The sequence below is a fragment of the Pseudoduganella rhizocola genome, assembly GCF_045984285.3.
Lineage (GTDB): Bacteria > Pseudomonadota > Gammaproteobacteria > Burkholderiales > Burkholderiaceae_D > Rugamonas.
The window spans coordinates 140747-153931 of record NZ_JBJQIK030000002.1 but is presented as its reverse complement, the minus strand read 5'-3'; the positions used below and the strand labels follow the sequence as shown (position 1 = coordinate 153931).

Here is a 13185-nt window from a genome sequence, read left to right as displayed (position 1 = left end):
GTCTTAATTTCCAATCAGTTCGTCCTCGGGGACGAATATCCATAACAGGATGTAGATCACCAGGCCGAAGCCGAAGGAGATGGTGAACAGCGCGAACACCAGGCGCCAGATCCAGGATTCCACACCCGAGGCGCGGGCGATGCCGCCGCAGACGCCACCGAGCCAGCGGTCGGTGCGGGAGCGGCGCAGGCTGGAGAACTCGCTGGCGAGGTCGCCGTTGGCCGCAGGCGCGCTGGCGCCCTGGTTCAGCAGCTTTTCCTTGGCGCGGGCGAATTCCTCGTCGCTCAGGGCGCCGGCCTGGTGGAGTTCGTGGAGACGCTTGATTTCTTCGGAGACGCTCATTGTGAAACCTCTCGCTTCAGTTGGGGAGCTACAGCGCTAACCGTCGCTCCCGCGAAGACGGGAGCCCAGGGGATCAGCCGCGGACGGCACACCTGGGCCCCGCCTGCGCGGGGGTGACGTATTACAGGTCCAGCAGCAGGCGTGCCGGATCTTCCAGCGCTTCCTTCATGGCCACCAGGCCCAGCACGGCTTCGCGGCCGTCGATGATGCGGTGGTCGTAGGACATTGCCAGGTAGTTCATCGGACGGATCACGATCTGGCCATCTTCCACCACGGCGCGGTCCTTGGTCGCATGCACGCCCAGGATGGCCGATTGCGGCGGGTTGATGATCGGGGTCGACAGCATGGAGCCGAAGGTGCCGCCGTTCGAGATCGAGAAGGTGCCGCCGGTCAGGTCTTCCAGCGTCAGCTTGCCTTCCTTCGCTTTCGCGCCGAATTCGCCGATCTTCTTCTCGATTTCAGCGATGGTCATCTGGTCGGCGTTGCGCAGGATAGGCACCACCAGGCCGCGTGGCGACCCCACGGCGATACCGATGTCGAAGTAGCCGTGGTAGACGATGTCGTTGCCGTCCACCGAAGCGTTCAGGATCGGGTACTTCTTCAGCGCGGCCACGGCGGCCTTGACGAAGAAGGACATGAAGCCCAGCTTCACGCCGTGCTCTTTCTCGAACTTGTCCTTGTACTTGTTGCGCAGGTCCATCACCGGCTTCATGTTCACTTCATTGAAGGTGGTGAGGATGGCGTTGGTGGACTGCGATTCCACCAGGCGTTCCGCGATACGTGCGCGCAGGCGGCTCATCGGCACGCGCTCTTCCGGACGGTCGCCCAGGTTAGGGGCGGCAGGCGCGGCCACTTTCGGCAGCGATGCCTTGGCGGCTGGAGCGGCCATCGGCGCAGGCGCCGCAGGCTTCGGTGCGGAGGCGGCGGCCAGGGCGTCGCCCTTGGTCACGCGGCCGTCCTTGCCGGAACCGGCAACGTCGGAAGCGGACAGGCCGGCTTCGGACAGGATCTTGGCGGCGGCCGGCATGGCCACGTCGCCCTTCGAACCGCCGGTGGCGGCAGCAGCGGCTGGCGCAGGGGCAGCAGCGGCCGGTGCCGGCGCTGCAGCGGCGGCCGGTGCAGCAGCCTTGGCCGATGCGTCGGTATCGATGATGGCGATCACTTCGCCGGCGACGACGGTGGCGCCGTCACCCTTGATGACCTGGACCACCACGCCGCTATCGGGCGCAGGCAGTTCCAGCACGACCTTGTCGGTCTCGATGTCGATCATGTTTTCGTCGCGGGTGACGCTGTCGCCGACCTTCTTGTGCCATGCCAGCAGGGTCGCTTCGGCGACGGATTCGGACAGCTGTGGAACCTTGACTTCAATTTGTGCCATTGTGAGTAACTCCGAGTATTCGTTGTGCGTGGCGCCGCCCGCGCACCGGCGGGCGGCAGACCGTGATTATTTGGTGAGGATAAAGCCCTTCAGCTTCGAGAACGCCGTTTCGAGCAGCTCTTTCTGCTGCGCGTAGTGCTTGTCGTAGTAGCCGACAGCCGGCGACGCGGAGGCAGGACGGCCGGCATACGCCAGGCGCTGGCCCGCTTCCATCGATTCGAAGATGTTGTGCTGGATCTGGAACCATGGACCCTGGTTCTGCGGCTCGTCCTGCGCCCACACCACTTCCGTCGCGTTCGGGAACTTCTTCAGTTCCGCGGCGAAGGCCTTGTGCGGGAACGGGTACAGCTGCTCGATACGCACGATGGCGGTATCGGTCTGTGCACGGGTCTTGCGGGCGTTGGCCAGGTCGTAATACACCTTGCCGGAGCAGGCGATCACGCGCTTGACCTTCTTGGCGTCGATTTTCTCGTCGACTTCACCGATCACGGTCTGGAAGGCGCCCTTGGCCAGTTCGGACAGCGGGGAGCCTGCATCCTTGTTACGCAGCAGCGATTTCGGGGTCAGCACGACCAGCGGCTTGCGGAACTGGCGCACCATCTGGCGGCGCAGCAGGTGGAAGATCTGCGACGCGGTGGTTGGCTGCACCACTTGCATATTGTTGTCGGCGCACAGCTGCAGGAAACGCTCAGGACGTGCGGACGAGTGCTCAGGACCCTGGCCTTCGTAACCGTGCGGCAGCAGCATCACCAGGCCGGAGGCGCGGCCCCACTTCACTTCGCCGGAGCTGATGAACTGGTCGATCACAACCTGGGCGCCGTTGACGAAGTCGCCGAACTGGGCTTCCCAGATGGTCAGGGTGTTCGGTTCGGCGGTCGAGTAGCCGTACTCGAAGCCCAGCACCGCCTCTTCGGACAGCACGGAGTCGATCACGGTGAACGGCGCCTGGCCTTCGGAAATGTTCTGCAGCGGCACGTAGGTGCCGGCATCCCAGCGTTCGCGGTTCTGGTCGTGCAGCACGGCGTGGCGGTGGGTGAAGGTGCCGCGGCCTGCGTCCTGACCGGTCAGGCGCACGGCGTAGCCGGATGCCACCAGCGAGGCGTAGGCCAGGTGCTCGCCCATGCCCCAGTCCAGGTTCAGTTCGCCCTTGCCCATATTGGCGCGGTCGGCCAGCACTTTTTCCACCAGCGAGTGCACCTTGAAGCCTTCCGGCACGGTGGTGATGCGGGTGGCCAGGCGCTTCAATTCCGTCAGCGGCACGGCGGTATCGGCCGCATCGGTCCACTTGCGGTTCAGGAACGGCAGCCAGTCCACGGCGAACTTGTTCTTGAAGTTCGAGATCACAGGATCCACGGTGTGCTTGCCGGCGTCCATCGCGGCGCGGTAGGCAGCCACCATCTGGTCGCCGCCATCGGCCGGGATCACGCCTTGCGTGGCCAGCTTGTCCGCGTACAGCTTGCGGGTGCCTGGGTGCTGGGCGATTTTCTTGTACATCAGCGGCTGGGTCAGTGCAGGCGTGTCCTGCTCGTTGTGGCCCAGTTTGCGGAAGCAGATGATGTCGACCACGATGTCCTTCTTGAACTGCACGCGGTAGTCCATCGCAATCTGCGAGGCCAGCACCACGGCTTCAGGATCGTCGGCGTTCACGTGCAGCACCGGCGCTTCGATCATCTTCACGACATCGGAGCAGTAGATGGTGGAGCGCGCGTCGCGCGGATCGGAGGTGGTGAAGCCGATCTGGTTGTTGATCACGATGTGCACCGTGCCGCCCGTGCCGTAGCCGCGGGTCTGCGCCAGGTTCAGGGTTTCCATCACAACGCCCTGGCCTGCGAATGCGGCGTCGCCGTGCACCAGGATCGGCAGCACTTGCGCGCCTTCCTTGTCGCCGCGGCGGTCCATGCGGGCCTTGACGGAGCCTTCCACCACCGGGTTCACGATTTCCAGGTGCGAAGGATTGAACGCCAGCGACAGGTGCACTGGGCCGCCTGCGGTGGAGATGTCGGACGAGAAGCCCTGGTGGTATTTCACGTCGCCGGCCGGCAGGTCGTCGCCATGCTTGCCTTCGAATTCTTCGAACAGATCCTTCGGCGCCTTGCCGAGGGTGTTCACCAGCACGTTCAGGCGGCCGCGGTGGGCCATGCCGATGACAATTTCCTGCACGCCCTTTTCACCGGCGCGCTGGATGATTTCATCGATCGAGGCGATGAAGGTTTCGCCGCCTTCCAGCGAGAAGCGCTTCTGGCCGACGTATTTGGTGTGGAGGTAGCGCTCCAGGCCTTCAGCGGCCGTCAGGCGCTCCAGGATGTGCTTTTTCTTCTCGGCCGTGAAATTCGGGGTGGAACGGATCGATTCCAGGCGCTCCTGCAGCCAGCGCTTTTCGGCCGGATCGGAGATGTACATGAATTCCGCGCCGATCGAACGGGTGTAGGTGTCGCGCAGGAAGTTGGTCAGGTCGCGCAGGGACGCGGTCTCAGGACCAAAGTAGGTGTTGCTGATGTTGAACACGGTGTCCATATCAGCATCGGTGAAGCCGTAGGATGCAGGGTCCAGCTCAGGGATGTTCGGACGTTCCTGGCGCTGCAGCGGGTCCAGGTTGGCCCAGCGCGAACCGAGGTAGCGGTAAGCGGCGATCAGCTGGGTGGCTGCCACGCGCTTGCGGCCCATTTCCGGGTCGCCGGATGCGGTCACGGTACGGATCGGGCCCTGTTTCGCGCGTTCGGCGAAGGAGGCGATCACGGAAGCGTGAGCGACGTCGGGTTTGTTGGAGCCATCGACTGCCGGCACGTGCTGCATGGCGTCGAAATAGGAACGCCAGTTATCTGGCACGGAACCTGGATTAGCGAGATACGCCTCGTAGAGTTCTTCTACATACGGCGCATTCCCACCAAACAGGTAGGAGTTGGACGTCTGTTGCTGCATCATTCTTGCTCACCTTTCTTCGCGCTTCGCGAGGAATTAGCGGGTTAATCTAACCTTCCGCGACACGGCCTGACCGGTTAGCGGATTGCACATCAAGTTGTGGGGGAAGGGCTGTACTACAGTCGTTCTTACAAAAACGGTTGTTTAGGATAGCACGCGGGATTGTATACCAACAACCACCACATGGTGAAAAATGGCCGAATACCACTTCTAACGGAGGGTGGAGCTAGACATTCTGGTCTAGATAATTTATTCTACTTCCATCATCCCCGAGGAAAGACCGCCATGAGCCCGCCCAAACCGACCGCCGCCGAACTGGAAATCCTGCGCCTGCTGTTCGCGCTGGGGCCCTCCACTGCCCGGCAGGTACACCAGGCTGCCCTGGACAGCAAGCCCGACACGACTTACGCCAATGTGTTGCGCCAGCTGCAACTGATGCACACCAAGGGCTTGCTGAACCGCGACGAATCGCAGCGCGCCCACGTCTACGCCCCGGCCCAGGAACAGGAATCGGTGCAGACCAATCTGCTCAAGGAGCTCATCCATAAAGCCTTCGCCGGTTCCGGCAAGGCGCTGGTGCTGGCGGCCCTGAAAGGGGGCCATGTCAACGCAAAGGAACGCGCCGAAATCCAGGCCCTGCTGGACGAAGGTCCCGAAAAATAAGGCATCCGGGCTCAACAATTGACCAAAAGAACGTCCCCCTGCAGCGTTTTCATGCACACTATTGGCATGAAATAAACGACGCCTGCCAGCCGGGAGCATCCGTCGTGCTTGCTCACCGGCGCATAAGACCACATTCAGGGGAGCAGTATGGGCGAGCGCGGACAGGATCCGGCCGATAAGGTCGGCGGCTCGCCTCTTCGGGACGTCATGAACTTGCTGGCGGGCACGTTCTATGTCCTTGACGAGGCGGGCTACTTCGTTTTGTGGAACCAGACGGTTGAACAAGTGACGGGCCTGGGGCCCGAACAGCTGCGCGGCGTGCACATGCTGGAGCTGTTTCCCGCCGAAGAAAGGCCCAAGGTGGCGGCGGCCTTCTGCGCCGTGTTCCAGCAGGAACAGAAAGTGCAGCTGGAAGCGCGCCTGATGGTGCGCGGCCAGTTCATTCCCTATATGTTCTGCGGCTCGCGCATGCAGGTGGGCGATACCAGCTATATGTGCGGCATGGGGCTGGACCTGAGCCGCCATCATCACCAGCAGGCCACGCTGGAGCTGCGCGAGCGGGCGCTGCACGCCGCCAGCAACGGCATCATCATCACGCGCCATAACGGCATGGATAATCCCATCGAGTACGTGAATCCGGCCTTCGAGCGCATCACCGGCTACAGCGCCGAGGAAGTCATCGGCCGCGACTCGCGCTTCATGGCCATCCCGGGGCTGGACGAAGAACAGCGCGGCGCCCTTGGCGCGGCGATCGCAGCGCAGCGCCCCGCCAGCGTTACCTTCCGCAACCAGCGCAAGAATGGCGAAGTATTCTGGAACCACCTGACGGTAACGCCGGTCAACGATGGCACCCGGCGCATCACCCACTACATCGGCATCATTGAAGACATCACCACGCTCAAATCGCGCACCGCCATGCTGGAACACCAGGTCACGCACGACCCGCTGACCGACCTGGCCAACCGTATCCTGCTGCGCGACCGGCTGGAGCATGCAATCCAGAGCGCGCAGCGCAACGAACAGCAGGTGGCCGTGATCCTGATGGACCTGAACAAGTTCAAGGAAATCAATGACACGCTGGGCCACGCGGCCGGCGACCAGGTGCTGCGCACCGTGGCCCAGCGCCTGCAGTCCGCGGTGCGCGAGAGCGATACCGTGGCGCGCCTGGGCGGCGACGAATTCGTGCTGGTGCTGGCCGAGCAGCCTTCGCTGCGCTACACACTGCAGATGATCGACCGTATACGGCGCGCCATGGCGCCGCCGATGCCGGTGGGCTGCCGCACCTTATCCGTGGGCGCCAGCATGGGCGTGTCGCTCTACCCTGCCGACGGTACGGCGGCCAGCGAACTGCTGCACGCCGCCGACGCCGCCATGTACGAGGGCAAGCATGGCGGGCCGGATGCGGTGCATTTCTATTCGCCCGCCATGGCATCCACCTCGGCGGCGCGGCTGCGCATGGAGCACGCCCTGAAGGACGCGCTGGAGCGCGACGACCTTTACCTGCTGTTCCAGCCCGACGTATGCGTGGAGACCGGCCGCATCCTCGGCCTGGAAGCGCTGCTGCGCTGGCGCCATCCGGAACGCGGCGAGCTGCTGCCCGCCGACTTCCTGCCGGAAGCGGAAGAAAATGGCCTGATCGTCCCGCTCGGCCGGCGCGTGCTGGAGGATGTGTGCGCCACCCTGCAGCACCTGGCGCGCATCGGTTTCCCCGACCTGCCGATCTCCATCAACGCGTCGAGCCGCGAGATCAGCCAGCGCGACTACCTGCCGCATATCGCACAGCGCGTGGCGCACCACGGGGTGAAGCCGGGCAGCCTGGCGCTGGAAGTGCGCGAGGAGCAGCTGGTGAACAATATGCCGCAGGCGCGGCGCCTGGCCCAAGGCATGAGCGAACTTGGCATCAAGCTGTCGGTGGACGATTTCGGCGCCGGCCTGTCCAACCTGAGCTGCCTGCAGGCGCTGCCGGTCAGCCAGCTCAAGATGACGCGCCGTTCGGTCAGCAACATCAGCCTGGGCAACGGCAGCAGTGCGCTGGCCAAGACCATGCTGAATATCGGCCACAACCTGAATATCCGCGTGGTCGCCACCGGAGTGGAAACGCAGTCGCAGCACGACTTCCTGGCCCGGCATGGCTGCTCCAGCATCCAGGGCAACTACATCAGCCGGCCAATGGACCGGAGCGCGCTGGACCGGTGGCTGACGGCGCACTAACCGTCGTTCCCGCGAACGCGGGAACCCAGGGAGCCGCCTCGGCGCGTGGCCCCCGCATGAGCGGTCCGCCTCCTGCGCGGGAATGACGCACCGGGGCATTGCCAGCCGGCGGCGCAGGATTTATGCTGCCATGGTCCCGTCCTGCCGAAGGAGTGCCATGAAGCTGCGCCGCCTGCGTTCGTTCGCCCTTGCCTTGCTGTGTGCCCTGCCCCTTGCCCGCGCCGCTGCCGCCGACGCGCTGGTGCTGATGACCGACTTCGGCACCTCCGACGGCGCCGTATCGGCCATGCGCGGCGTTGCCTACGGCGTCGATCCGAAACTGGTGGTGTCCGACCTCACCCACCAGATCCCCGACTACGATATCTGGCTCGGCGCCTACCGGCTCTACCAGACTGCCAACTACTGGCCGGCCGGCACGGTGTTTGTGACCGTGGTCGATCCCGGCGTGGGCACCGACCGCAAATCGGTGGTCATGAAAACCAAACAGGGACGCTACTTCGTCGGTCCGAACAACGGGCTCTATACGATGATTGCCGAGCGCGATGGCGTGGCCGAACTGCGGCAGATCGACGAGAAGGTCAACCGGCTTCCCGGCTCGGCCGATTCCTATACCTTCCATGGGCGCGATGTGTACACCTACGTCGGCGCGCGCCTGGCGTCTGGCCAGATCAGCTATGAGCAGGTCGGCCCTGCCCTGCCGGTGGACACGGTCATCCGGCTGCCCTATGAGAAGCCCGCGCGCGCCGGCAATGCGGTGCGCGGCATCATCCCGGTGCTCGACGAAAAGTACGGCAATGTGTGGACCAATATTCCCAAAGCCCTGTTCGAGGAGCTCGGCATCGCCATCGGCGACAAGGTAGCGGTGCGCATCTCCCACGGCGGCAAGGTCGTAGGCCGCTTCGTTGCCCCCTACCGCAACACCTTCGGCGAAGTGCCCAAGGGGCAGCCGCTGGTCTATCTCAACAGCCTGCTCGAAGTGGCCATCGCCATCAACGAGGGCAATTTCGCAGCGCAACACAAGATCAGCTCGGGGCTCGACTGGAAGGTCGAGATCAGCAAGCAGAAGTAGAAATGCAGCCTCCCAATGCACTGCGCGCAGCGGAACGTGCGGCATCGCTCGCGAAAGCGCAGCACAATCCAGGCTTGGGCCGCTTTACCGGCCAGGTCGAGAAGATCAAACGTTTGCGAGGCGGAAAGTGAGCTACTTCGATTGCTATCTGGTTCCTGTTCCACGCGCCAACCGGGCGCAGTATGAAAACCTGGCGCACATATCGTCCGTGATCGCGCAGGAGTACGGCGCTTTGCGGATTGTCGAATGCTGGCTGGATGAATCGGGACCGGACGCATCGACCTACCATGCCGAGACCGCGCGCCAGCCTGCCGATGCCTACAGCCACTTCGCCGCCGCGGCTGGCGTCCAGGGCGATGAGAGCGTTGTGATGTCCTGGGTGGAATGGCCGGACAAGCAGAGCCGCGACGAAGGCATGGCGAAAATGACGGCCGATCCGCGCATGCAGTTCAATGACCAGCCTACCGTATTTGACGGCGCCCGCCTGATCGCCGGCGGATTCCGCCCCATGCTGGACAGCGCAAAAAGGGCATGAACATGGAGAAGCACAAGATCTTCAGCATGCCGTTCACCAAAGTGTATCCCATGTATGTCCAGAAGGCGGAGCGCAAGGGACGCACGAAGGCGGAAGTGGACCAGATCATCTGCTGGCTCACCGGCTACAGCGCGGCGGCTTTGGCGAAGCAGCTCGAGGCACAAACCAGTTTCGAGGACTTCTTCACGCAGGCGCCTGCGATGCATCCGAACGCCCCGCTCATCAAGGGTGTGGTCTGCGGCATCCGCGTTGAAGACATCGAAGACCCGCTGATGCAGAAAATCCGCTACCTGGACAAGCTGGTCGATGAGCTGGCGAAGGGCAAGGCGATGGAAAAGATACTGAGGTAAGCAGCCGGCCAGGCCTGCCCCGATATCAGCGCCGGAAGAACGCGGCTTGCTGGAAACGCAGACCGGCCAGCGCCTGTTCGACGCGCTCCTGCGACAGCTCGCCGATCCGCGCGCCGAGCTGGGCCTTGCCAACGCAGGATAACTGGGAAACGACGATCACGCTTTGCTTTCCGAGTCCGCCCTCCCCCGCTTCCAGCAGCACGTTGCCGGGCTCTGTAAGGCGCTGCAGGTTGGAAGTCAGCGCGCACATGATCACGGTATCGATGCGGGAGCGGTTAAACACGTCGTCCTGCACAACAAGATGCGGATGCGGGATGGCGGGCACCGAGCCCCGCGCTTCGTCCGGCGCCACCCAATAGATTTCGCCGCGCCGCACCTCGCTGCGATCCATCACTGCCTGCCGAGCAGGAAAACCAGCACTTCGGGCAGGCGGTCGGCCCATGCCGGCTCGTTGTGGCCCGTGCCGGGATAGACCTTGCTGACGTAGTTGGCATCCGTGTAGCCGCGCTCGCGGAAGATCTGGTCGATGAAGGGCTGGTACGGCGCGTAGAGCGCATCCAGTTCAGTGGTGCCATGGTCCTGCCAGACGCGGTGCGTCGCGGGATCGGGCAGGCGCGCGATCAGGTAGTTAAAGGCGGCCAGCGGCACCGTGGCATTCGGCTGGTGCGAGCCCACCCAGTGCGTGGACAGCCCGGCCGCGCCGCCGAACACCTGCGGGTACTCGCTGATGCCGTACACGGAAATCAGGCCGCCCATGCTGGAGCCGAGCAGGAAGGTGCCCGCCGCATCGGCCTGGGTGGCGTAGCGCTTGTCCACGGCAGGTTTGATTTCGTCCACGATGAAGCGCAGGTAGTTGTCGGCCAGCGGCTTGCCGCCCATGCCCTGTGCAACGAGGCCATTGCGGTAACCCTCGGACATCAGCGGCAGGAATTTCTGCGGGAAGTATTCAGCGTAGCGCAGTTTGCCGTTGTTGGGGATGGCGACGGCGATGGTGTCCGCAATCTTCCCTTCGCGGATCAGGCGGGCCAGCGTGAGTTCGAGGTTCCAGCTTTTCTTGTTCCAGGTGGTGGATGGGTCGAACTGGTTTTCGCCGTCGTGCACGTAGAGCACCTTGTAGCGCACGCCCGCTTTCGATTTGGCGGCATAGTCGTCGGGCAGCCAGACATACACGGGGCGCGGGTCCACATACTGCGATGGCGCCATCGCGAGCACTTCCAGCTTGCCCGCGCGGGCAAGCGGAGCGGCGGCGTGCGCGGCGCCGGCGAACAGCGCAAAGGCCAGTAACAGGGCACGTATCATTCAGGAGTCTCCTCGAAAAAAAAGCGGGCCGAAGCCCGCTTTTCATTATGCCGCAAGGCGCAGATTATTTGCGGTCTTTCAGCGGCGGCACGTCGCGCACGGCGGAGCCGACGAACAGCTGGCGTGGACGGCCGATCTTCTGTTCCGGATCGGCGATCATTTCGTTCCACTGGGCGATCCAGCCGATGGTACGGGCCATGGCGAAGATACCGGTGAACAGCGACACTGGAATGCCCAGCGCCGACTGCACGATGCCCGAGTAGAAGTCGACGTTCGGGTACAGCTTGCGCGACACGAAGTATTCGTCGTTCAGGGCGATCTTTTCCAGCTCCATTGCGAGCTTGAACAGCGGGTCGTCCTGCAGGCCCAGTTCGTTCAGCACTTCGTGGCAGGTTTCGCGCATCAGCTTCGCACGCGGGTCGAAGTTCTTGTACACGCGGTGGCCGAAGCCCATCAGCTTCACGCCGGAGTTCTTGTCCTTCACCTTGGCGATGAAGTCAGGGATGTTCTCGACGGTGCCGATTTCCTTCAGCATGGTCAGCGCCGCTTCGTTCGCGCCGCCGTGGGCAGGGCCCCACAGGCAGGCGATACCGGCAGCGATACAGGCGAACGGGTTGGCGCCCGAGGAGCCGGCCAGGCGCACGGTGGAGGTGGAAGCGTTCTGCTCGTGGTCCGCGTGCAGGATCAGGATGCGGTCCAGCGCGCGCACCAGCACGTCGTTCACTTTGTACTCTTCGCACGGATTGCCGAACATCATGCGCATGAAGTTCGCGCTGTACGACAGGTCGTTGCGCGGGTACATGAACGGCTGGCCGATCGAGTACTTGTATGCCATGGCCACCAGGGTCGGCATCTTGGCGATCAGGCGGATCGCGGAGATTTCACGCTGCTTGGCATCGTTGATGTCCAGCGAGTCGTGGTAGAACGAGGCCAGCGCGCCGACGGTGCCAACCAGCACGGACATCGGGTGCGCGTCGCGGCGGAAGCCACGGAAGAAGAACTGCATCTGCTCGTGCACCATGGTGTGCTTGGTCACGGTGTCCACGAACTCGGACTTCTGCTTGGCGTTCGGCAGTTCGCCGTTCAGCAGCAGGTAGCAGGTTTCCATGAAGTCGGCGTTCACGGCCAGCTGTTCGATCGGGTAGCCGCGGTATTGCAGTTCGCCCTTGTCGCCGTCGATGTAGGTGATCGACGAGTTGCACGAGGCGGTGGACATGAAGCCCGGGTCGTAGGTGAACTTGCCGGTGCCGCCGTACAGCTTGCGGATATCGATGACGTCCGGACCAACAGTGCCCTTGTAGATCGGGAATTCGACCGACGGGCTGCCATCGGAGAACGACAGTGTGGCTTTGTTATCAGAGATGTTCATGTGCTCTTCCTTTTCGGAGATGCGGCTTATTAAAAAAAAATCAGGCGCGGCGCAGGCGGGCCAGCAGTGCGTGCACATGCGGCAGATCGATCTCGCCTTCCGGCTCGCTGCGAGCCAGCACCAGATCCATCAGCGCATTGTCCGACAAGTCGAGGAGCCGCGTGAACGCGTCCACTTCCTCGTCGGTCAATTCCGTTTCGTGCGCATCCAGAAAACGCGTGAGGATGATGTCGTTTTCCAGCAGCCCGCGCCGCGCGCGCCAGCGCAGGCGGGCACGGTTGGCGGGGTCCGACTGATGCGCAGGATATTCCATCAGCGTCATATCAAATGGCGCGGCGGACCATCAGTTCCTTGATCTTGCCGATGGCCTTGTTGGGATTCAGGCCCTTCGGACACACGTCCACGCAGTTCATGATGGAGTGGCAGCGGAACAGGCGGTACGGGTCTTCCAGGTTGTCCAGGCGCGCACCGGTGGCTTCGTCGCGCGAGTCGGCGATGAAGCGGTAGGCTTGCAGCAGGCCGGCAGGACCGACGAACTTGTCCGGGTTCCACCAGAACGAAGGGCAGGAAGTCGAGCAGCAGGCGCACAGGATGCACTCGTACAGGCCGTCCAGCTCTTCGCGCTCGGCCGGCGACTGCAGGCGCTCTTTCTCAGGCGGGATCGAATCGTTGATCAGGAAAGGCTTGATCGAATCGTACTGCTTGAAGAACTGGGTCATGTCCACGATCAGGTCGCGAATCACCGGCAGGCCTGGCAGAGGGCGCAGCACGATCGGCTCGCTCAGCTCGTTCAGGTTGGTGGTGCAGGCCAGGCCGTTCTTGCCGTTGATGTTCATGGCGTCCGAACCGCACACGCCTTCGCGGCAGGAGCGGCGCAGGGCCAGGGAATCGTCCACGTCGGATTTGATGCGCTGCAGTGCGTCCAGCAGCATCTTGTCGGTGTCTTTCAGTTCAACCGTCAGGTCCTGCATGTAAGGCTTCGCATCCTTGTCCGGATCGTAGCGGTAGATTTTGAATTTGAGAGTACGTGCCATGTTATGAGGCCCTTGC

Annotated in this window: 13 protein-coding genes; 5 read left to right on the top strand and 8 right to left on the bottom strand. The window is 63.2% G+C overall.

Going from position 1 to position 13185, the window contains the following annotated elements; all coding sequences use genetic code 11:
* Window positions 1-3: 3 nt before the first annotated feature.
* From ACJRPG_RS04310 to ACJRPG_RS04300, 3 genes are all read right to left on the bottom strand, one after another.
* Complete coding sequence (locus tag ACJRPG_RS04310; RefSeq protein WP_407998815.1) at window positions 4-342, bottom strand: PspC domain-containing protein; 339 nt, start codon at window positions 340-342, stop codon at window positions 4-6.
* A gap of 121 nt (window positions 343-463) precedes the next feature.
* Complete coding sequence (odhB, locus tag ACJRPG_RS04305) at window positions 464-1720, bottom strand: 2-oxoglutarate dehydrogenase complex dihydrolipoyllysine-residue succinyltransferase (RefSeq protein ID WP_407998814.1); 1257 nt, start codon at window positions 1718-1720, stop codon at window positions 464-466.
* A 66-nt stretch (window positions 1721-1786) separates the two neighbouring features.
* The gene (locus ACJRPG_RS04300) at window positions 1787-4642 is read right to left on the bottom strand and encodes a 2-oxoglutarate dehydrogenase E1 component (protein WP_407998813.1); all 2856 of its coding nucleotides are present in this window, start codon (window positions 4640-4642) and stop codon (window positions 1787-1789) included.
* A 282-nt stretch (window positions 4643-4924) separates the two neighbouring features.
* Between ACJRPG_RS04300 and ACJRPG_RS04295 the strand changes: the two genes are divergently transcribed.
* The 5 genes from ACJRPG_RS04295 to ACJRPG_RS04275 all read left to right on the top strand — a co-directional run bounded on the left by ACJRPG_RS04295 (window position 4925) and on the right by ACJRPG_RS04275 (window position 9467).
* Window positions 4925-5302, top strand: coding sequence for a BlaI/MecI/CopY family transcriptional regulator (locus tag ACJRPG_RS04295; protein ID WP_407998812.1), 378 nt, complete (start codon window positions 4925-4927; stop codon window positions 5300-5302).
* Between the two features lie 207 nt (window positions 5303-5509).
* On the top strand, window positions 5510-7513 hold the full coding sequence (locus tag ACJRPG_RS04290; protein WP_407998811.1) for a putative bifunctional diguanylate cyclase/phosphodiesterase: 2004 nt from the start codon (window positions 5510-5512) through the stop codon (window positions 7511-7513).
* A 157-nt stretch (window positions 7514-7670) separates the two neighbouring features.
* Complete coding sequence (locus ACJRPG_RS04285) at window positions 7671-8582, top strand: SAM hydrolase/SAM-dependent halogenase family protein (protein WP_407998810.1); 912 nt, start codon at window positions 7671-7673, stop codon at window positions 8580-8582.
* A gap of 127 nt (window positions 8583-8709) precedes the next feature.
* A complete protein-coding gene (locus ACJRPG_RS04280; RefSeq protein ID WP_407998809.1) occupies window positions 8710-9117 on the top strand; it encodes a DUF1428 domain-containing protein in 408 nt (135 codons plus the stop codon).
* Between the two features lie 2 nt (window positions 9118-9119).
* The gene (locus ACJRPG_RS04275) at window positions 9120-9467 is read left to right on the top strand and encodes a DUF2200 domain-containing protein (RefSeq protein ID WP_407998808.1); all 348 of its coding nucleotides are present in this window, start codon (window positions 9120-9122) and stop codon (window positions 9465-9467) included.
* 25 nt (window positions 9468-9492) lie between these two features.
* Here ACJRPG_RS04275 and ACJRPG_RS04270 read toward each other — a convergent pair whose 3' ends face one another.
* The 5 genes from ACJRPG_RS04270 to ACJRPG_RS04250 all read right to left on the bottom strand — a co-directional run bounded on the left by ACJRPG_RS04270 (window position 9493) and on the right by ACJRPG_RS04250 (window position 13169).
* On the bottom strand, window positions 9493-9858 hold the full coding sequence (locus ACJRPG_RS04270) for a type II toxin-antitoxin system PemK/MazF family toxin (RefSeq protein ID WP_407998807.1): 366 nt from the start codon (window positions 9856-9858) through the stop codon (window positions 9493-9495).
* Entirely contained in the window at window positions 9858-10766 is a 909-nt protein-coding gene (locus tag ACJRPG_RS04265) for an alpha/beta hydrolase (protein ID WP_407998806.1), read from the bottom strand. Before ACJRPG_RS04265 ends, ACJRPG_RS04270 begins: the two co-directional genes overlap by 1 nt.
* Before the next feature lie 64 nt (window positions 10767-10830).
* Entirely contained in the window at window positions 10831-12135 is a 1305-nt protein-coding gene (gene gltA / locus ACJRPG_RS04260; RefSeq protein WP_407998805.1) for a citrate synthase, read from the bottom strand.
* 40 nt (window positions 12136-12175) lie between these two features.
* Window positions 12176-12457 carry an FAD assembly factor SdhE gene (locus ACJRPG_RS04255; protein ID WP_407998804.1) on the bottom strand — a complete coding sequence of 94 codons (282 nt, stop codon included), beginning with the start codon at window positions 12455-12457 and terminating at the stop codon, window positions 12176-12178.
* A 1-nt stretch (window position 12458) separates the two neighbouring features.
* Entirely contained in the window at window positions 12459-13169 is a 711-nt protein-coding gene (locus ACJRPG_RS04250; RefSeq protein ID WP_155472082.1) for a succinate dehydrogenase iron-sulfur subunit, read from the bottom strand.
* Window positions 13170-13185: the final 16 nt, after the last annotated feature.